This window comes from Telluria sp. B2, assembly GCF_051789535.1.
Lineage (GTDB): Bacteria > Pseudomonadota > Gammaproteobacteria > Burkholderiales > Burkholderiaceae_D > Telluria.
In genome coordinates, this window is the sequence record NZ_CP196525.1 from 4,760,366 (window position 1) to 4,777,686 (window position 17,321).

The 17,321-nt window shown below is 65.2% G+C and carries 21 protein-coding genes; 10 read left to right on the forward strand and 11 right to left on the reverse strand.

What is annotated here, in order from left to right; genetic code table 11:
• Positions 1–170: 170 nt before the first annotated feature.
• Together rfaE2 and ACSUZJ_RS21035 are read right to left on the reverse strand one after the other, a co-directional pair.
• Positions 171–647: a D-glycero-beta-D-manno-heptose 1-phosphate adenylyltransferase gene (rfaE2, locus tag ACSUZJ_RS21030; RefSeq protein WP_499411435.1), complete on the reverse strand. Its 477-nt coding sequence runs from the start codon at positions 645–647 to the stop codon at positions 171–173.
• Between the two features lie 19 nt (positions 648–666).
• Positions 667–1,857, reverse strand: a complete 1,191-nt coding sequence (locus tag ACSUZJ_RS21035; RefSeq protein ID WP_499411437.1) for a PilT/PilU family type 4a pilus ATPase — start codon at positions 1,855–1,857, stop codon at positions 667–669.
• A 186-nt stretch (positions 1,858–2,043) separates the two neighbouring features.
• On the opposite strand from ACSUZJ_RS21035, the gene ACSUZJ_RS21040 reads away from it, so the two are divergent.
• The 5 genes from ACSUZJ_RS21040 (at position 2,044) to ACSUZJ_RS21060 (ending at position 5,216) form a co-directional block, all read left to right on the forward strand.
• Positions 2,044–2,985: a hydrogen peroxide-inducible genes activator gene (locus tag ACSUZJ_RS21040; protein WP_499411438.1), complete on the forward strand. Its 942-nt coding sequence runs from the start codon at positions 2,044–2,046 to the stop codon at positions 2,983–2,985.
• A gap of 277 nt (positions 2,986–3,262) precedes the next feature.
• Positions 3,263–4,117, forward strand: a complete 855-nt coding sequence (gene ubiA, locus ACSUZJ_RS21045) for a 4-hydroxybenzoate octaprenyltransferase (protein ID WP_499411440.1) — start codon at positions 3,263–3,265, stop codon at positions 4,115–4,117.
• Between the two features lie 73 nt (positions 4,118–4,190).
• On the forward strand, positions 4,191–4,505 hold the full coding sequence (locus ACSUZJ_RS21050; RefSeq protein WP_499411441.1) for an ElaB/YgaM/YqjD family protein: 315 nt from the start codon (positions 4,191–4,193) through the stop codon (positions 4,503–4,505).
• The gene (locus ACSUZJ_RS21055; protein WP_499411443.1) at positions 4,505–4,885 is read left to right on the forward strand and encodes a phage holin family protein; all 381 of its coding nucleotides are present in this window, start codon (positions 4,505–4,507) and stop codon (positions 4,883–4,885) included. The genes ACSUZJ_RS21050 and ACSUZJ_RS21055 overlap by 1 nt, the downstream gene beginning before the upstream one ends.
• The gene (locus tag ACSUZJ_RS21060; protein ID WP_499411445.1) at positions 4,875–5,216 is read left to right on the forward strand and encodes a YqjK family protein; all 342 of its coding nucleotides are present in this window, start codon (positions 4,875–4,877) and stop codon (positions 5,214–5,216) included. Before ACSUZJ_RS21055 ends, ACSUZJ_RS21060 begins: the two co-directional genes overlap by 11 nt.
• A gap of 282 nt (positions 5,217–5,498) precedes the next feature.
• On the opposite strand, the gene proC is transcribed toward ACSUZJ_RS21060, so the two are convergent.
• The gene (proC, locus tag ACSUZJ_RS21065; protein ID WP_499411447.1) at positions 5,499–6,314 is read right to left on the reverse strand and encodes a pyrroline-5-carboxylate reductase; all 816 of its coding nucleotides are present in this window, start codon (positions 6,312–6,314) and stop codon (positions 5,499–5,501) included.
• Complete coding sequence (locus ACSUZJ_RS21070; protein WP_499411449.1) at positions 6,311–7,024, reverse strand: YggS family pyridoxal phosphate-dependent enzyme; 714 nt, start codon at positions 7,022–7,024, stop codon at positions 6,311–6,313. Before ACSUZJ_RS21070 ends, proC begins: the two co-directional genes overlap by 4 nt.
• Positions 7,025–7,104: 80 nt before the next feature.
• On the opposite strand from ACSUZJ_RS21070, the gene ACSUZJ_RS21075 reads away from it, so the two are divergent.
• From ACSUZJ_RS21075 to ACSUZJ_RS21085, 3 genes are all read left to right on the forward strand, one after another.
• Entirely contained in the window at positions 7,105–8,148 is a 1,044-nt protein-coding gene (locus ACSUZJ_RS21075) for a type IV pilus twitching motility protein PilT (RefSeq protein WP_499411451.1), read from the forward strand.
• An 8-nt stretch (positions 8,149–8,156) separates the two neighbouring features.
• Positions 8,157–9,293, forward strand: coding sequence for a PilT/PilU family type 4a pilus ATPase (locus tag ACSUZJ_RS21080; protein ID WP_499411452.1), 1,137 nt, complete (start codon positions 8,157–8,159; stop codon positions 9,291–9,293).
• Positions 9,294–9,368: 75 nt separating this feature from the next.
• Positions 9,369–9,851 (forward strand): glutathione peroxidase, encoded by a 483-nt coding sequence (locus ACSUZJ_RS21085; RefSeq protein ID WP_499411453.1) that lies wholly within the window; start codon positions 9,369–9,371, stop codon positions 9,849–9,851.
• Positions 9,852–9,864: 13 nt separating this feature from the next.
• Here the strand turns inward: ACSUZJ_RS21085 and ACSUZJ_RS21090 are convergent, their stop codons facing one another.
• The 7 genes from ACSUZJ_RS21090 to ACSUZJ_RS21120 all read right to left on the reverse strand — a co-directional run bounded on the left by ACSUZJ_RS21090 (position 9,865) and on the right by ACSUZJ_RS21120 (position 15,630).
• Complete coding sequence (locus ACSUZJ_RS21090) at positions 9,865–10,050, reverse strand: hypothetical protein (protein WP_499411455.1); 186 nt, start codon at positions 10,048–10,050, stop codon at positions 9,865–9,867.
• A gap of 458 nt (positions 10,051–10,508) precedes the next feature.
• Positions 10,509–10,775, reverse strand: a complete 267-nt coding sequence (locus tag ACSUZJ_RS21095) for a hypothetical protein (RefSeq protein WP_499411456.1) — start codon at positions 10,773–10,775, stop codon at positions 10,509–10,511.
• Between the two features lie 246 nt (positions 10,776–11,021).
• Positions 11,022–11,549, reverse strand: a complete 528-nt coding sequence (locus ACSUZJ_RS21100) for a hypothetical protein (RefSeq protein WP_499411457.1) — start codon at positions 11,547–11,549, stop codon at positions 11,022–11,024.
• Positions 11,550–11,704: 155 nt separating this feature from the next.
• On the reverse strand, positions 11,705–12,391 hold the full coding sequence (locus ACSUZJ_RS21105) for a pentapeptide repeat-containing protein (protein WP_499411458.1): 687 nt from the start codon (positions 12,389–12,391) through the stop codon (positions 11,705–11,707).
• A gap of 82 nt (positions 12,392–12,473) precedes the next feature.
• Positions 12,474–12,788 carry a hypothetical protein gene (locus ACSUZJ_RS21110; RefSeq protein WP_499411460.1) on the reverse strand — a complete coding sequence of 105 codons (315 nt, stop codon included), beginning with the start codon at positions 12,786–12,788 and terminating at the stop codon, positions 12,474–12,476.
• A gap of 94 nt (positions 12,789–12,882) precedes the next feature.
• Entirely contained in the window at positions 12,883–14,121 is a 1,239-nt protein-coding gene (gene glcF / locus ACSUZJ_RS21115; RefSeq protein ID WP_499411462.1) for a glycolate oxidase subunit GlcF, read from the reverse strand.
• 15 nt (positions 14,122–14,136) lie between these two features.
• Positions 14,137–15,630, reverse strand: a complete 1,494-nt coding sequence (locus ACSUZJ_RS21120) for an FAD-linked oxidase C-terminal domain-containing protein (protein WP_499411464.1) — start codon at positions 15,628–15,630, stop codon at positions 14,137–14,139.
• 75 nt (positions 15,631–15,705) lie between these two features.
• On the opposite strand from ACSUZJ_RS21120, the gene ACSUZJ_RS21125 reads away from it, so the two are divergent.
• Positions 15,706–16,260, forward strand: a complete 555-nt coding sequence (locus ACSUZJ_RS21125; RefSeq protein ID WP_499411466.1) for a cob(I)yrinic acid a,c-diamide adenosyltransferase — start codon at positions 15,706–15,708, stop codon at positions 16,258–16,260.
• A gap of 45 nt (positions 16,261–16,305) precedes the next feature.
• On the forward strand, positions 16,306–17,313 hold the full coding sequence (locus ACSUZJ_RS21130; RefSeq protein ID WP_499411468.1) for a rhomboid family intramembrane serine protease: 1,008 nt from the start codon (positions 16,306–16,308) through the stop codon (positions 17,311–17,313).
• Positions 17,314–17,321 lie beyond the last annotated feature (8 nt).

Below are 17,321 nucleotides of genomic sequence, written 5' to 3' on the forward strand. Positions count from 1 at the left end.
AAGACGGGAGAAGCGTGGTGTGCAGCCGGGGCGCTGCAAGGGATGCAAGGTGGACGAATGCTGTTCATGATGGACGCGCGCGGACCCGCGTGGCGGCCCGACCATCGCGCATCCTGTCATGCCGGCGGCATGATCACCCTTGCCAAATTATAACTCAGCTATACAACGGTTCAGCCGGCGCGGACTTTCTTCAGCAGCTTGGTCGTCGACCGGTCATGCGCGAAATCGATCGCCGCCACCTGCCCGCCATAGGCCAGCACAGCCTGCCCTTCGGGAATCGCGGTCATGTCGTAGTCGCCGCCCTTGGCGTAGATGTCGGGCCGTGCCTCCAGCACCACTTCGAGCGCCGTGTCCTCGTCGAATTCCACCACCAGGCTCACCGATTCCAGCGCCGCCAGCACCGCCATGCGGTCGTCCAGGGAATTCAGGGGCCGGTCGTCGCCCTTGCCGAGGCGTTTGACGGACGCATCGGTATTCGCGGCGACCACCAGCGAGGCGCCCAGTTCGCGCGCCTGGGCGAGGTAGGTCACGTGTCCGCGGTGCAGGATGTCGAAGACGCCGTTGGTGAGGACGACGGGCTTGGGCAGCGCGGCCACGCGCGCCTGGAGCTCGGCGCGCGAGCAGATCTTGTTCTCGAAATTCGGCATAGGGTTCAGCTTTGGGACTTCAGGTGGGTGTTGCGGGGTCTTGCGGTTCGTCTTCTTCCAGCGCCATCGACAGCATGGGCGACTTCTTCCCGCCGCCTTCGTCTGGCTCGCGACGGTCGCCCGAGAGCTTGATCTGCAGGCGCAGGCCGTTGGCGGAATCGGCGTTGCGGATCGCCTCGTCGTAGCTGATGTAGCCCTTGTTGTAGAGCTCGTACAGCGCCTGGTCGAAGGTGCACATGCCGAGCTCGCGCGACTTGTGCATGATTTCCTTGATGCTGTGGAAGTTCCCCTTCAGGATCATCTCGCTGATGGTCGGGGTGTTCAGCAGGATCTCGATGGCCGCCTTGCGGCCTTTTCCATCTTCCGTGCGCACCAGGCGCTGCGAGACGATGGCGCGCAGGTTGGCCGACAGGTCCATCAGCAATTGCGGGCGCCGCTCTTCCGGGAAGAAGTTGATGATGCGGTCCATGGTCTGGTTGGCGTTGTTCGCGTGCAGCGTACCCAGGCAGAGGTGGCCGGTCTCGGCAAAGGCGATGGCGTGCTCCATGGTCTCGGTATCGCGGATCTCGCCGATCAGGATCACGTCCGGCGCCTGGCGCAGCGTGTTCTTCAGCGCGTTGTGCCAGGAGTGGGTGTCCACGCCCACTTCGCGGTGGGTCACCAGGCAGTTCTTGTTCTTGTGCACGTACTCGACCGGGTCTTCCACCGTGATGATGTGGCCGGCCGAATTGCTGTTGCGGTAGTCGATCATCGCGGCGAGGGTCGTCGACTTGCCGGAACCCGTGCCGCCGACGACCAGCACCAGGCCGCGCTTGGTCATCACGACCTCTTTCAATACGTCCGGCAGGTCGAGCTTCTCGAAGGTCGGGATTTCCGAGGCAATCGTGCGCACGACCATGCCCACGCTCTGCTGCTGCACAAAGACGTTGACGCGGAAACGGCAGACACCCGGCAGCGAGATCGCGAAATTGCACTCCATCTCGGCCTCGAACTCGGCGCGCTGGCGCTCGTTCATCAAGGATAGGGCCAGGGCCCGCGTGACCTCGCCGGTGAGGCGCTGCTGGCTCATCGGCTTCATCGCGCCCTGGTGCTTCATGCTGGGCGGGAAGTCGGCGGAGATGAAGAGGTCGGATCCGCCCTGCTGGTGCATCACCGTGAGCAGCTTGTGGATATAGGCCTGGGCGTCGGCCGGGCCGAAGGGTGTGGACATGCTTGCCTTTCTGAGCGGGGCGTCTTTACGTCTCACATTTACATCGCATAAGTACGCCGCAGACGATATCCGCCCGCGGGGCAATTATATCGACTAAGATTATCGGTAAAATACTATTTCTTTGGCTGACCACGCCACTCAGGCCGGATAATCATTGCAGACCCGCAATTCGACTACCATACGCCCATGACACTCACCGAGCTGAAATACATCGTCGCCGTCGCCCGCGCCAAACACTTCGGCCATGCCGCCGAATCCTGCTTCGTCGCGCAGCCGACGCTGTCCGTCGCCATCAAGAAGCTCGAAGACGAGCTGGGCGTGACACTGTTCGAGCGCGGCGGCTCCGAAGTCTCGGTCACTCCGGTCGGCGCCCAGATCGTGGCCCAGGCCGAGCGCGTGCTCGAGCAGACTGCGGCGATCAAGGAACTGGCGAAACAGAACAAGGACCCGCTGGCCGGTCCGCTGCGCCTGGGCGTGATCTACACCATCGGGCCTTATTTGCTGCCGCCCCTGGTGAAGAACCTGATCGACAACGTGCCGCAAATGCCGCTCGTGCTCCAGGAGAACTTCACGGTCAAGCTGCTGGAACTGCTGCGCCAGGGCGAGCTCGACGCCGCCATCATGGCCCTGCCCCTGCCCGACCACGGCATGCAGATGCAGACCCTGTACGACGAGCCTTTCGTGGTGGCCATGCCCAAGACCCATCCCTGGGCCAAGCGCAAGGAGATCGCGGCCGACGACCTGAAGGCCGAGACCATGCTGCTGCTGGGCAGCGGCCACTGCTTCCGCGACCAGGTGCTGGAAGTGTGCCCGGAAATGGCGCGCTTCTCCTCGCCCGGCAACGGCATGCAGCGCACCTTCGAGGGCTCCTCGCTGGAGACCATCCGCCACATGGTGGCCAGCGGCATTGGCCTCACCGTGCTGCCGCGCGCCTCGGTGCGCGACATGGAAGACCCGAACGGCCTGCTGACCTTCGTGCCCTTTTCGCACCCGGCACCCTCGCGCCGCGTGGTCATCGTCTGGCGCAAGAGTTTTACCCGCAAGGCCGCGATCGATGCCATCGTCAATGCTGTGGCGGAATGCGACCTGCCGGGCGTGGAGCGCATGGCGCTGGAAGCGGCCGCCTGATACGTTAGCGCAAACCGTAGGGCGGGCACCCTGTGCCCACGCGAAATGCCGCGTCGCGTTGGCGTGATTCCGGACGAAACCGACGTACCGTTGCAAGCGTATCCGAATGATCATTCGATACGCCGCCATTGACCGACCCGCGCGGCAAGCACGGCGGCCAACACCGGTCAAACGTTCGCGTGGGCACGGAGTGCCCACCCTACGAGTCGTTCGCGATCAAACAAAGTAAAATCGCTGTCTTGTACACAATATTCTTGCAAGACAAGACCGCGATTTCATGAACAAGCTGGCGCTCTACTTCCGGCTGGTCCGCGCTGACAAGCCGATCGGCATTCTTCTCCTGCTCTGGCCCACGCTGTGGGCCTTGTGGATGGCCGCTGGCGGCACGCCCGACTGGGGCGTGGTCGCCATCTTCGTCGTCGGCACCGCGCTGATGCGCTCGGCAGGCTGCGCCATCAACGACTACGCCGACCGCGACTTCGACCGCCACGTCAAGCGCACGGTCGACCGCCCGGTCACCAGCGGCCGCATCAAGGCCTGGGAAGCAGTGATGGTCGCCGCCGTGCTGGCGCTGATTTCCTTCCTGCTGATCCTGCCGCTCAATACGCTCACCAAGCAGCTGTCCGTGGTGGCCCTGGTCGTGGCCGGCACCTATCCCTACTTCAAGCGCTTCTTCGCGATCCCCCAGGCCTACCTCGGCATCGCCTTCGGCTTCGGCATCCCGATGGCGTTTGCCGCTATTCAAAATCAGGTGCCGGCGGTGGCCTGGTGGCTGCTGGTGGCGAACATCTTCTGGGCCGTGGCCTACGACACCGAATACGCCATGGTCGACCGCGACGACGACCTCAAGATCGGCATGCGCACCTCGGCCATCACCTTCGGCCGCTACGACGTCACCGCCGTGATGCTGTGCTACGGCGTGGCCCTGGCGATCGACCTGGTCTGCGGCTGGATGCTGGGCCTGCGCTGGTGGTTTGTCGGCGGCGTGGCCGTGGCTGCCGGCATGGCGCTCTACCACTACACCCTGATCCGCGACCGCGACCGCATGCGCTGCTTTGCTGCGTTTCGTCACAATAACTGGTTGGGTGCGGCCCTCTTCGCCGGTGTCGCGTTAGACTATGCATTAGGATAATATTGTCCGAAATACACTTACCATTTCCGCTCATAAGGCAGCGGCCAACCACTCCACATAACGAGGTACGACAATGATGGAAAAAATCCCGACCCAGACCGGCGCCCGCGACCAGCTGATGGCAGACCTGAAGACCGTGATCCAGGACGCGGAAGCCTGGCTGCGCCACGGCGGCCAGCTGACCGGCGACGAACTGAAGGCCGCCAAGGAAAAATTCGAGCGCACCCTGGGCGCGGCCAAGGAAGGCCTGGTGAACCTGGAAGTGGTCGAGAAGACCAAGGTCGCCGCCCGCGCCACCGACGAATACGTCAAGGAAAACCCATGGAAGGCCGTCGGCCTGGGCGCCGCTGTCGGCGTCGTGATCGGCATGCTGATCGCCCGTAAATAATGGCCCTCACCGCGGCGGTCGGCAGGATCGGAACCACCCTGGTCGCCATGGCGCGTACGCGCCTGGAACTGGCGGCCGTCGAGGTGCAGGAGGAAGCGCAGCGGGTGCTCGGCTACGTGGCCTGGGCCCTGCTCGCGGCCTTCCTCGGCGCGGGAGCGCTGATGCTCGTCGCCCTCTTCGTCATCGTCCTGTTCTGGGACTCGCACCGCCTGCTGGCGATCGGCACCATGGCCGGCGTGTTCGCGCTGGCGGCCGTCGTGATTTTGATGCAGGTGCGCGCACGCTTTGCCGCGCGGCCGCGCATGATGTCGGCGACCCTGGCGGAACTGAACAAGGATCTCGCCTTCATCAAGGGCACGGGAGCGCCGGATGAACAGTGAAAAAACACCGCTGGCCGTGCGCCGCGCCCACCTGGTTGCGCAGTGCGCGCAGCAGCGTGGGGACATGGCGGACCAGCTCAACCTCTTGAAGGCGCCGGTCGAAAGGATCGGCGGCGCCGGTTCCTTCCTGCTCGAGCACCGCAAGACCTTCCTCGCCGGCGCCGGTGTCGCTTTGGGATTGCTGATTGCGCGGCCGAAGCGCACGCTGGCCCTGGCGGCTGCCGGAGCCTCGGTGTGGAAGATGGCGCAGGCCGCGCTACCGAGCGTGATGCCGGTGGTGCAGCGGGTGTGGCCGATTCTGCAGGCGCGCATGGGTGGGCCGTTTCGCTGATCGGCTTCGGTTGGCGTTAGCGGGCGATTGATCGTCTTGCGCTGGCCTGGCTTCATGTGCGTACCGCGTGGGCACGGGGTGCCCACCCTACTGGACACGCATCAGCGATCAAAACGTATTCGCTTCGCTTAACACCGCTGCTGTCGAGTAAGAGTCCGCACTACAGGAATTGCAGGCGCTGGCCGTAGGGTGGGCACCTGTGCCCACGCGGTACAGCGCCAATGACGGCCAGCGGCTGCGAATCAGTCGCCCCGAAACGCCGACACTTTCCGCCCGAGCGGATCAATCCTTACCCAGCTCATCCCCCAGCTCGCGCCCACGCGCCGCCGCCGCCTTCATCGCTTCGATAATCGCCGGCTTCACCCCGCTTGCCTCCATGCTGGTGATCGCCGCATACGTGGTGCCGCCCTTCGAGGTCACGCGCTGGCGCAGCACCTCGAGCGACTCGGACGACTGCGCCGCCAGTTCGGCCGCGCCGGCAAAGGTGGCCAGCGCCAGTTCCTTGCCCTGCTCCGGGTTCAAACCCATCTCCACGGCCGCGGCCTGCATCGCTTCCAGGAAGTAGAACACATAGGCCGGCCCGCTGCCCGACACCGCCGTCACCGGATCGATCAGGTCTTCTTCTTCGAGCCACACGGTCTTGCCGACCGCGCGCATCACGCTGTCGGCGGCCGCGCGTTGCGCCTCGCTCACGCAGCTGGTGGCCACCATGCCGGTAATGCCCATGCCGATCAGGGCCGGCGTGTTCGGCATGGTGCGCACGATGGAACGGTAGCCGCCCAGCCAGCGCGACAGGTCGGCGCTGCGGATGCCTGCGGCGATCGACAGCACCAGCGGCGCGCCGCCCAGGTGCGGCGCCAGCGCGGCGGCCACGTCGCGCATCTGCTGCGGCTTCACGGCCAGCACGATGACCTCGCAGCTTGCTACGGCCGCGTCGATGGCGTGTGTGGTCGTCGCGCCGTATTGCGCGGCAAGCTTCGCCAGCGCCTCCGCATTCGGGTCGACCACGTGCACCTGCACGCCCGCGCCCAGTTCCTTCGCCAGCCCGGCGATCAGCGCCGTGGCCATGTTCCCGCCGCCGATGAAAGCGATCTTCATTCAGATTCCTTGTCGTAGTTACGTGCGCCAAAAATCGCACTGCCGACGCGCACGATGGTCGCGCCTTCGAGAATCGCCGCGGCCATGTCGCCCGACATGCCCATCGACAGGGTGTCGACCAGGATGCCGTCCGCGCGCAGGGCTTCGCCGAGCTTGCGCAGCTTCGCGAAGGCCGCGCGCTGCAGCGCCGGGTCGGTCTGCGGCTCGGGGATCGCCATCAGGCCGCGCAGGCGCAAATTCGGCAGGGCCGCGACCTGGCGCGCCAGCTCGGGCAATTCGGCTGACGTGGCGCCGCTCTTGGTCGCCTCGCCGCTGATGTTCACCTGCAGGCAGATGTGCAGGGGCCCCAGCTCGGGCGGGCGCTGCTCCGACAGGCGCTGCGCGATCTTCAGGCGGTCCACGGTGTGCACCCAGGCGAAGTTGGTCGCGATCGGCCGCGTCTTGTTGCTCTGGATCGGGCCAATGAAATGCCATTCGACCGGCACATCCGGTTGCGCGCGCGCCACGGCCGCGATTTTTTCGACGCCTTCCTGCAGGTAGTTTTCGCCAAAGGCGCGCTGTCCGGCGGCGATGGCTTCGAGCACCGCTTCCGCTGGAAAGGTCTTCGAAACGGCCAGCAACTGGACCATCGAACGCGCCCTTCCCGCCTGCTGGACGGCGGCGGCGATTGTCGCTTCAACAGCTTGCAAGTTGTCGGCGATTGTGGACATAATTGTTTTCTATGGGCAATATTCGAGTCGATGCGAGAGCGCAGGCCGAAGCCGCGCCCTTCACGGCACAGGGATTATAAATGGACATCTCCGAATTACTCGCCTTCTCGGTCAAGAACAAGGCCTCCGACCTTCACCTCTCCGCCGGCCTGCCACCGATGATCCGCGTCCATGGCGACGTGCGCCGCATTAACCTGCCGCCGCTCGAACACAAGGACGTGCACGCCATGATCTATGACATCATGAACGACGGCCAGCGCAAGCAGTACGAAGAGGTGCTCGAATGCGACTTCTCCTTCGCCATTCCCGGCCTGGCGCGCTTTCGTGTCAACGCCTTCAACCAGGAGCGCGGCGCATCGGCCGTGCTGCGCACGATTCCCTCGAAGATCCTGACGCTGGAAGAACTCAACGCCCCGCGCATCTTCGGCGAGCTGGCCCTGAAGCCGCGCGGCCTGGTGCTGGTGACCGGTCCGACCGGTTCGGGCAAGTCGACCACGCTGGCCGCGATGGTGAACCACCTGAACGAGAACGAGTACGGTCACATCCTCACCATCGAGGACCCGATCGAATTCGTGCACGAGTCGAAGAAGTGCCTGATCAACCAGCGCGAAGTCGGCCCGCACACCCTGTCCTTCAACAACGCGCTGCGCTCGGCCCTGCGCGAAGACCCGGACGCCATCCTGGTCGGTGAGCTGCGCGACCTGGAGACCATCCGCCTGGCGCTGTCGGCCGCCGAAACCGGCCACCTCGTGTTCGGCACCCTGCACACCTCGTCGGCGGCGAAGACCATCGACCGTATCGTCGACGTGTTCCCGGCCGAAGAGAAGGAGATGGTGCGCGCGATGCTGTCGGAGTCGCTGCAGGCCGTGATCTCCCAGACCCTGCTCAAGACCAAGGACGGCTCGGGCCGCGTGGCGGCGCACGAGATCATGCTCGGCACGCCGGCGATCCGCAACCTGATCCGCGAAGCGAAGATCGCCCAGATGTATTCGGCGATCCAGACCGGCAGCAACGTCGGCATGCAGACCCTGGACCAGAACCTGACGGACCTGGTGCGCCGCAACGTCATCTCGAGCAGCACCGCCCGGGCCGCCGCGAAAATTCCAGAAAACTTCCCAGGTTAAGGAAAGCCATGGAACGCGACCAGGCTTCAAAATTCATGTTCGACCTGCTGCGCCTGATGGTCAGCAAGGGCGGCTCGGACCTCTTCATCACCGCCGGCTTCCCTCCGGCGATCAAGATCGACGGCAGGATGACGCCGGTCTCGAGCCAGCCGCTGACCGCGGCCCACACGGCGGACTTGGCGCGGGCCATCATGAACGACAAGCAGACCGCCGGCTTCGAGCTGACGAAGGAAGCCAACTTCGCGATCAGCCCGGGCGACCTGGGGCGCTTCCGCGTCTCCGCTTTTGTGCAGATGAGCAGCGTCGGCATGGTGCTGCGTACCATCACGACGCAAATCCCGAAGTTCGAGGATCTGGCCCTGCCCGAGGTGCTGAAGGACGTGATCATGTCCAAGCGCGGCCTCGTGATCATGGTCGGCGCCACCGGCTCCGGTAAATCGACGACGCTGGCGGCGATGGTCGGCTACCGCAACGAGAACAGCTACGGCCACATCATCACCATCGAGGACCCGGTCGAATTCGTTCATCCGCACAAGAACTGCGTGATCACGCAGCGCGAAGTGGGTGTGGACACCGACAGCTTCGAAGCGGCCCTGAAGAACTCCTTGCGCCAGGCACCGGACGTGATCCAGATTGGCGAAATCCGCGACCGCGAAACGATGGAACACGCGATCGCCTTTGCCGAGACCGGCCACCTGTGCCTGGCCACCCTGCACGCCAACAGCGCCAACCAGGCGCTGGACCGCATCATCAACTTCTTCCCGGAAGAGCGCCGCCAGCAACTGCTGATGGACTTGTCGCTGAACCTGCGTGGCCTGATCTCGCAGCGCCTGATTCCGAAGAAGGAGGAAAAGGGCCGCGTGGTGGCGATGGAGATCATGCTGAATTCGCCGCTGATCTCGGACCTGATCTTCAAGGGCGAAGTCCACGAGATCAAGGAAATCATGAAGAAGTCGCGCGAACTGGGCATGCAGACTTTCGACCAGGCGCTGTCCGATTTGTACGAGGCGGACAAGATCTCGTACGAAGACGCGCTGCGCAATGCGGACTCGGTGAACGACCTGCGCCTGACCATCAAGCTCAACAGCAAACACGCGAAGAACCGCGATTTTTCGGCCGGGACCGAGCACCTGGGGCTGGTCTGAACCACGCCGGCGTGCTGACCCTACGCCCTCCGGCATTTTGCGCAGTGATGCCAGCGGTCTTGGTATCATCCCCACATGAACGTTTTCGACTTCTCCGCCAATGCCATCGACGGCACGCCCGTGGACCTGTCGCGCTACCGCGGCAAGGTGCTCCTCATCGTCAACACGGCGAGCCAGTGCGGCTTCACGCCGCAGTACAAGGGGCTGGAGCAGCTCTACCGCGAATACCATGAACGCGGCCTCGAGGTACTCGGCTTTCCCTGCAATCAGTTCCGCCAGCAGGAACCGGGCAGCGAAGCCGAGATCGGCGCGTTCTGCGAAAAGAACTTCGGCGTTTCCTTTCCGCTGTTCGCCAAGATCGACGTCAACGGCGACGGGGCCCATCCCCTGTACCGCCACCTGAAGCAGGAAGCGCCGGGTGTGCTCGGCACGCAGTCGGTCAAGTGGAACTTCACCAAATTCCTGGTCGGCCGCGACGGCCGCGTTGTGAAGCGCTACGCGCCGACCACCAAGCCGGCGGACATCGCCGCCGATATCGCGCGCCTGCTGGGTACGTAAGCGCCGAAGGGCGTCAGGGCCGCTCGAACCAGGCCATGAAGGCGTCGTATTCCTTCTGGGTTTCCGGCATCGGCCTGCCCTCCGGCACCAGGCTGTGGCCCGCCAGCGGCACGCGGCTGAACGTCACGTCGCGGCCCTGGGCGCGCAGCTGGGCGTACATCGCCTCGGTCGACAGGATGGGCGAACTCTTGTCCTGCATGCCGCTCGCGAGGTAGACCCGCGCCTTCGCACGCGCCAGCTTGTCGAGCGTGGACTGGGCGAAGAAGCTGCTCTAGCGCAGGTAGGTGTGGCCCCAGGCGTATTTACTGGTGCTCTTCGGATCGGCGCGCCGTGCGCCGTACAGACGCAAAAAAGCCTGCGGCAAGCGCGTAATGCCGTTCAGTTAAGCCGTAGTCGTAGGGTGGGCGCCCCGTGCCTACGCGTTACGCACGTGACCGGCAGCCACATGCGGCGACATTTCGCCCGCAAAGTGTGCAATGGAAGCGGGCCAGGAGTGGCCTGAGCGGGCGAGAAGTTCCTGCCGGCAGACGAAGGAGGCGCACGTAACGCGTGGGCACGGAGTGCCCACCCTACGATGCCTGCACGAACCAAGCTATTTCCAGCTTAACTGAACGGCATGAGCGGCAAGCGCAGGCTGTTGCTCCTGCCTGGCAGGTTTTACTTGGTCTTGGCGGTGGCCGAGACGGCGGCGCCGTGGTTGTCGGCTTTCACATCGGTCGATGCCTTGGCATCCTTGGTTTCGGCCTTGGCTGCATTCCTGGCTTCCTTGGCGTCGGCCTTCACTTCCTTGTTTTCCACCAGCACGGCGGTTTTCGCGTCCTTGCCGTCGGCTTGCGCGACAGGCGAAGCCGGGGTGGCCGGGGTTTGTGCGAATGCGGCGGTGGCGAACAGACCGGCGATCAGGGTAGCGGTGACTTTTTTCATGCTGCAGCTCCTTGTTAGTTGATGGTGTCAGTGCACATTTCGCATGTCACTAAGCTAACAACGAAGCTCATCCGGGAACTGTTGACGGATTTAACAATTGCTTACATCGCTGGCATTTACTTACAAGCTCGGCAATAGCTGTTGTCGCGCCATGCAAGGGTTCGTGCCTCCTGATCGATTGGATCTTGTTGGCCAGAATGGAAAAAAGCCCGCGAGCAGCGGGCTTCGTTTGCAGCAAGCCTGGGCTTACTTGATGCTGCCCGTGGCCGGGGTCGGGGCTGCCTGCGAATCGATCGGCGTCGGGGTCGGAGCCGGGTTCTGGGCGGGCGCCGGGGTCAGGCCGGTATCCGATTGCATCGTGGTCGGGCTTGCCGGGCTAGCCGGGGTGGCAGGCGTTGCCGGGCTTGCCGACGTGCCGGCGTCACCTTGCGCCGTGGCCGACACCGCGCTCGAGCCGGTGCTGGTACTCGTGCCGGTCGAGGAGCCGGCGGCGCTGTCCGCGGTATCGGTCTTCGCCGCCGCCTTCGTTTCCTTGTGCTTGGACTTGGCGCTCTTCTCGGTCTTCGCGACTTTCTTGCTATCCGACTTGGCGCCGGCCTTGGCATCCTGGCCATCGCTCTTCAGCGTGGTTTTCACATCCTTGTTATCCACCAGCACGGCAGTTTTCGCGTCCATCTTCTCGGTATTGGCCTTGGCGACAGGCGTGGCCGGACCTTGTGCGAATGCGGCGCTTGCGAACAGACCTGCGATCAGGGTAGCGATGGTTTTTTTCATGGTGCGGCTCCTATTGGTTGTCAGCGTAGGTTTCGATGTCACCTGCTTCCAACGGGGGAGCGCTTCAGCTCGTTGACGAATTTAACATTCTCTTACAAGCCTGGCATTTGCTTACACCTACGGTAACGACTGTTGCCGCGAGGCCGCGCCGAACCTCAGCCCACGTTCAATCCCATCGCCCGCACCAGCTCGGCCGCCTGGCGCGGCGAGATCGTGGCGCCCGCAAACAGTTTGGCGTTGACGAGCTTCAGCCCGCCCAGGTCGACCTCGCGCAGGTCGGCGCCGTCGAAACGGGTGTCCTTGATGTGGGCGTCGCGCAGGCTGCCGCCTTCGAACACGGCTTCGCGGAAGTCGCAGCCGGACAGGTCGGCGTCGGCGAAGTCCAGCCCGACAAGCGTCATCTTGCGGAAGGACATGCGGCGCAGGTCGGCGCCGACGAGCAGCGTGTCCTCGAAGGACAGGCCGAGGTAGCTCACCTCCTCGAAACCCGCGCCGGTCAGCTTGCAACTGCGGTAGGTGCAGGAAGCCAGTTTCGCACGGCGCCAGCTTGTGTTGTTCAGGTCGCAGGATTCGAAGCGCGCATCGACCAGGTCGCTCGATTCGAAATCGGCGTGTCCCGCGCGGCAGCGCTGCCAGCGCGTGCGCGCCAAGTTGGCGGCATAAAAGGACGTCTCGGCCAGGCTGCAGTTGCGAAAGCCCGCGTCCTGCAGGTGCAGGCGCGACAGGTCCGCGCCCGAGAAATCGCATTCCTCGAAGACGAGGATCGCATCCTCCAGCAGGAGCTGTTCGACGCGGGTGCGTTCCAGCGTTTCGCCGGTGATGGTGATGGTTGGTCGCGGCATGGCGGCTCCACATGATGAGGCGAGCAGCATACACGCTGGCGCGCGCCGGCGATACGGTGCTTGAAGCGGTGCCCTGCAGCGGTCAGCGCGTCTCGATCTGGGCCGTGCCGTGGGTGACGCAGGCGCGGTTCACGTCCTCGAGGAAGCGGATCGCCTCTCCCATCGGCAGGCTGGGCGGCAACAGGCGGCCGAGCGCGGCCTCCTCGCTGATGCGGTCAAGGCCATAGGCGATGCTGCGCGAGACTTCGCGCGCCGGCTTGCCATCGCTGTTGTACAGCGCGTCGTAGACGCCGACTTCTTCCCACAAGGGAACATAACCCGGGCTGGTCGAATCCTCGAACACGACGACAGGGGCGGCGCCGCCCTCTTCGCGCACGAGGCGAAATACAAAACTCATGACTGATTCTGGTGGTTCACGGATGGGACGGATGCTAACACGGCCCCAGCACACGCGCTTTCCGCCTGCCGCGGCGCAAGGCTGGCCGAACCGCTCAGCCTGCCGACCTGCCCTTGACCAGCATCCTGTCCACCAGTTCGATCCAGTGCGTCACCGGCGTGTCGGTCCCCGACTGCAGGTGGGTCACGCAGCCGATGTTGGCCGAGACGATCTCGTTCGCCCCGGTCGCCTCCAGGTTGGCCAGCTTGCGGTCGCGCAGCTCGTGCGCGATCTCCGGGTGCAGCACGGAATAGGTGCCGGCCGAGCCGCAGCACAGGTGGCTGTCGGCGCACAGGACCACGTCGACGCCGACCGCGCGCAGCACGTGCTCGACCTTGCCGCGGATCTGCTGGCCGTGCTGCAGCGTGCAGGGCGGGTGGAAGGCCACGCGTTGCGTGTTCTTTCCTTCCAGGCGCAGGGCCAGCTGGGCCTCGAACTCGGGCAGGATCTCGGACAGGTCGCGCGTGAGCATCGAGATGCGCGCCGCCCTGGCCGCGTACTGGGGATCGTGGGCCAGCAGGTGGCCGTAGTCCTTGACCGTGACGCCGCAGCCGGACGCCGTCATCACGATCGCCTCCACCTGTTCCACATAGGGCCACCAGGCGTCGACGTTGCGGCGCATGTCATCAAGCCCGCCGTCCTGGTCGTTCATGTGGAAGCGCACGGCGCCGCAGCAGCCCGCCTTCGGCGCAACCAGGAGCTGGACGCCGGCAGCGTCGAGCACGCGCGCGGTGGCGGCGTTGATGTTGGGCGCCATCGCCGGCTGCACGCAGCCCTCCAGCACCAGCATCTTGCGCGCATGGGTGCGCGTCGGCCAGTGGCCAGGATCGCGCGCCGGCTGCAGCTTTTCCCGCAGGCCCTTCGGCAGCAGCCCACGCATCGCGGTGCCCGCGCGGAAGGCCGGCTTGAACAGGCTGGTCCGCGGCAGGAATTCCTTGAGCGTGCTGCGCTTGATCCGGTTCTTCAGGGTGCGCGGCACGCGCTCCTCGACCACGCGGCGGCCGATGTCGGCCAGGCGGCCGTACTTCACGCCCGAGGGACAGGTCGACTCGCAGTTGCGGCAGGTGAGGCAGCGGTCCAGGTGCAGCTGGGTCTTGCGGGTGGGCTCGACGCCTTCGAGCACCTGCTTGATCAGGTAGATGCGCCCGCGCGGGCCATCGAGCTCGTCGCCCAGCAACTGGTAGGTCGGACAGGTCGCGGTGCAGAAGCCGCAGTGCACGCAGGCGCGCAGGATCGCGTCGGCCTCGGCGCCCTCGGGCGTATCCTTGATGAAATCGGCAAGATTGGTTTGCATGTCAGTCCGTCCGGGTCAAAAGCGCGGAAGCTCGGGGAAAGGCAGCGCGCCGCCGCTCACGTGCATGCGGCCAAATTCGGCGCAGCGGTGCGGGGTCGGAATCGCCTTGTCCGGGTTCAGGAGCATGTGGGGGTCGAAGGCGCGCTTCACCGCGAAAAAGGCATCCAGCTCCGGACGCGAGAACTGCACGCACATCGAATTGATCTTCTCCATACCGACCCCGTGCTCGCCGGTGATGGTGCCGCCGACTTCCACGCACAGGGCCAGGATGGCGGCGCCGAATTCCTCGGCGCGCTCGAATTCGCCCGGCTTGTTCGCATCGAACAGGATCAGCGGATGCATGTTGCCGTCGCCGGCATGGAACACGTTGGCGCAGCGCAGGCCGTAGATGGTTTCCATCTGCTCGATGCTGGTCAGCACATGGGCGAGATGCTTGCGCGGGATGGTGCCGTCCATGCAGTAGTAGTCGGGCGAAATCCGGCCGGCGGCCGGGAAGGCGTTCTTGCGCCCCGACCAGAAGCGCAGGCGCTCGGCCTCGTTCTGCGACACGGCGATGGCGCTGGCGCCGGCCGCCTGCAGCACCTCGGACATGCGCTCGATTTCCTCGGCCACTTCGAGGGCCGTGCCGTCGGCCTCGCACAGCAGGATGGCGGCCGCATCGGTGTCGTAGCCGGCCTTCACGAAAGGCTCGACCATGCGCGAGGAGGTGCGGTCCATCATCTCCAGGCCGGCCGGGATGATGCCGGCCGCGATCACGCTGGCGACTGCGTTGCCGCCGGTGACCACGTCGTCGAAGGAGGCCATGATCACCTGGGCCGCTGCCGGTTTCGGCACCAGCTTGACGGTCACTTCGGTGACCACGCCCAGCATCCCTTCTGAGCCGATGAACAGCGCCAGCAGGTCCAGGCCCGGCGCGTCCGGGGCTTCGCTGCCCAGCTCGACGACATCGCCGTCGATGGTGACGACGCGCACGCGCAGCACGTTATGCACGGTCAGGCCGTATTTGAGGCAGTGCACGCCGCCCGAGTTCTCGGCCACGTTGCCGCCGATGGTGCAGGCGATCTGCGAGGACGGATCGGGCGCGTAGTAGAGGCCGTGGGGCGCGGCCGCCTCGGAGATGGCGAGATTGCGCACGCCCGGCTGCACGACGGCGGTGCGCGCATACGCGTCCAGCTTGAGGATGCGGTTCAGGCGCGCGGTCGAGATCACGACCCCGTCGTGGATCGGCAGCGCCCCGCCCGACAGGCCCGTGCCGGCGCCGCGCGGCACGATCGGCACCGCGAGTTCGCGGCACACGTTCAGGATCGTCAGCACCTCGGCTTCGTTCCGGGGCAGCGTGACGATCATCGGCAACTGGCGGTAGGCTGCCAGGCCGTCGCATTCGTAGGGACGGGTGTCCTCGGGATCGTGCAGGACCACGCCGTGCGGCAATTGCGCGCTCAGGGCGGCAGCCACCTGCTGGCGGCGCTCGGCGGGAACGCCGACGGGAGCTTGGAGGGAGGCGGACATGCGGACGATTGTAAGCACAATTGCATCGTTTTGTCGTATCCTCGGGCTATCTTTTTTTATGGGCTGGACATCATCATGGGCAATCGACTTTCAAAAATCGCCACACGTACCGGCGACGACGGCAGCACCGGTCTCGGCGACGGCAGCCGCACCGGCAAGGACAGCGCGCGCATCCATGCGCTGGGCGAGGTCGACGAGCTCAACTCCTTCGTGGGCCTGCTGCTGTGCGAGGACATGCCGCCCGAGATGCGCGAGGAACTGGTTTCGATCCAGCATGACCTGTTCGACCTGGGCGGCGAGCTGTGCATCCCGGGCTACCAGATGATCAAGGACGAGCACGTGGCGCGCCTGGACGGCCTGCTCGAAAAATACAACGCCGACCTGCCGATCCTGAAGGAGTTCATCCTGCCTGCCGGCTCGCGCGCGGCCTCCACCGCCCACGTCTGCCGCACCGTATGCCGCCGCGCCGAGCGCGCCATCGTCGCGCTGTCGAAGGAAGACACGATCCACCCGCAGCCGCGCCAGTACGTGAACCGCCTGTCGGACCTGATGTTCGTGCTCGCACGCGTGCTGAACCGCTTTGCCGGCGGCAGCGACGTGCTGTGGAACCACGAACGCAAGCGCGGCTGAGGACCTTGCATGGCGGGTGCCCACGTTTTTGGAGTTCGCTTCTACATGGCCGGTTCCAACTGGCCGACCAATCCCTTCCAGTTCCGCGGCAAAGGCACGATCGAGATCGGCGCCGACTTCCTGACCCTGCGCGGCAGCCGCCACCGCTCGTTCCGGCTGCCCCAGCGCCAGGAACAGCGCCTGCGCATGGTCGACATCGTCAACGCCTACGCCAGCGGCAGCGATGTCTGGTTCGAGGTACTCGGCGTGAAGGAAGACCTGACGATCGGCTTCAGCGCGATCGATGCCGCCGCCGCCGACGCGATCGTCGCCCTGCTGCCCAGGCGCCAGACCGCAGCCTTCGCCCAGGCGCATGCCGAGAACGAGGTCTTCCACGACCGGATCGATTACTGGAGCCCGTCCACGCCGGTGATCTGGGGCCTGCTGGCGGCAAACATCGGCATCTTCTTCCTGATGTGGCTGGCGCGCGAGCGCTACCAGGCGGCCCTCGAGGGCCCGCTGCGCCAGCTGTTCGACATGCGCCCGAACGCGGCCTCGATCCTGCAGTCGCAGCAGCTGGTGGAATGGGGCTCGAACTTCGGCCGGCGCACCCTGCGCGGCGAATGGTGGCGCCTGTTCACCTCGATGTTCCTGCACGGCGGCATCCTGCACCTGGGCTTCAACATGCTGGCGCTGTGGCAGGTCGGGCGCCTGACCGAACGCATCTTCGGCAGCGTGCGCTTCGCCGGCCTGTACCTGCTGTCGGGCCTGGCCGGCAGCCTGGCCAGCGTGCTGTGGAACCCGCAGGTGAACAGCGTCGGCGCCTCGGGCGCGATCTTCGGCATCATCGGCGGCCTGCTGGCCTTCCTCGGCCGCGAGAACACCGGCGTGCCGCCCACGGTGGTGAAGGAACTACGCGCCTCGCTGCTGCCCTTCCTGCTGTTCAGCCTGTGGATGGGTTTTATTTATCCGCACACCGACAACGCGGCCCACATCGGCGGCCTGGTCGGCGGCTGGCTGGCGGGGCACCTGCTGGCGCGCTCGATCCACGTGCCGGAACAGCGCCCGGGCTGAGGAAGCTA

Bases quoted from the DNA above. Each gene is read 5' to 3' on its own strand.
- rfaE2 (WP_499411435.1), bottom strand. From the start codon at position 647: ATGCCGAATTTCGAGAACAAGATCTGCTCGCGCGCCGAGCTCCAGGCG.
- ACSUZJ_RS21035 (WP_499411437.1), bottom strand. From the start codon at position 1,857: ATGTCCACACCCTTCGGCCCGGCCGACGCCCAGGCCTATATCCACAAG.
- ACSUZJ_RS21040 (WP_499411438.1), top strand. From the start codon at position 2,044: ATGACACTCACCGAGCTGAAATACATCGTCGCCGTCGCCCGCGCCAAA.
- ubiA (WP_499411440.1), top strand. From the start codon at position 3,263: ATGAACAAGCTGGCGCTCTACTTCCGGCTGGTCCGCGCTGACAAGCCG.
- ACSUZJ_RS21050 (WP_499411441.1), top strand. From the start codon at position 4,191: ATGATGGAAAAAATCCCGACCCAGACCGGCGCCCGCGACCAGCTGATG.
- ACSUZJ_RS21055 (WP_499411443.1), top strand. From the start codon at position 4,505: ATGGCCCTCACCGCGGCGGTCGGCAGGATCGGAACCACCCTGGTCGCC.
- ACSUZJ_RS21060 (WP_499411445.1), top strand. From the start codon at position 4,875: ATGAACAGTGAAAAAACACCGCTGGCCGTGCGCCGCGCCCACCTGGTT.
- proC (WP_499411447.1), bottom strand. From the start codon at position 6,314: ATGAAGATCGCTTTCATCGGCGGCGGGAACATGGCCACGGCGCTGATC.
- ACSUZJ_RS21070 (WP_499411449.1), bottom strand. From the start codon at position 7,024: ATGTCCACAATCGCCGACAACTTGCAAGCTGTTGAAGCGACAATCGCC.
- ACSUZJ_RS21075 (WP_499411451.1), top strand. From the start codon at position 7,105: ATGGACATCTCCGAATTACTCGCCTTCTCGGTCAAGAACAAGGCCTCC.
- ACSUZJ_RS21080 (WP_499411452.1), top strand. From the start codon at position 8,157: ATGGAACGCGACCAGGCTTCAAAATTCATGTTCGACCTGCTGCGCCTG.
- ACSUZJ_RS21085 (WP_499411453.1), top strand. From the start codon at position 9,369: ATGAACGTTTTCGACTTCTCCGCCAATGCCATCGACGGCACGCCCGTG.
- ACSUZJ_RS21090 (WP_499411455.1), bottom strand. From the start codon at position 10,050: ATGCAGGACAAGAGTTCGCCCATCCTGTCGACCGAGGCGATGTACGCC.
- ACSUZJ_RS21095 (WP_499411456.1), bottom strand. From the start codon at position 10,775: ATGAAAAAAGTCACCGCTACCCTGATCGCCGGTCTGTTCGCCACCGCC.
- ACSUZJ_RS21100 (WP_499411457.1), bottom strand. From the start codon at position 11,549: ATGAAAAAAACCATCGCTACCCTGATCGCAGGTCTGTTCGCAAGCGCC.
- ACSUZJ_RS21105 (WP_499411458.1), bottom strand. From the start codon at position 12,391: ATGCCGCGACCAACCATCACCATCACCGGCGAAACGCTGGAACGCACC.
- ACSUZJ_RS21110 (WP_499411460.1), bottom strand. From the start codon at position 12,788: ATGAGTTTTGTATTTCGCCTCGTGCGCGAAGAGGGCGGCGCCGCCCCT.
- glcF (WP_499411462.1), bottom strand. From the start codon at position 14,121: ATGCAAACCAATCTTGCCGATTTCATCAAGGATACGCCCGAGGGCGCC.
- ACSUZJ_RS21120 (WP_499411464.1), bottom strand. From the start codon at position 15,630: ATGTCCGCCTCCCTCCAAGCTCCCGTCGGCGTTCCCGCCGAGCGCCGC.
- ACSUZJ_RS21125 (WP_499411466.1), top strand. From the start codon at position 15,706: ATGGGCAATCGACTTTCAAAAATCGCCACACGTACCGGCGACGACGGC.
- ACSUZJ_RS21130 (WP_499411468.1), top strand. From the start codon at position 16,306: ATGGCCGGTTCCAACTGGCCGACCAATCCCTTCCAGTTCCGCGGCAAA.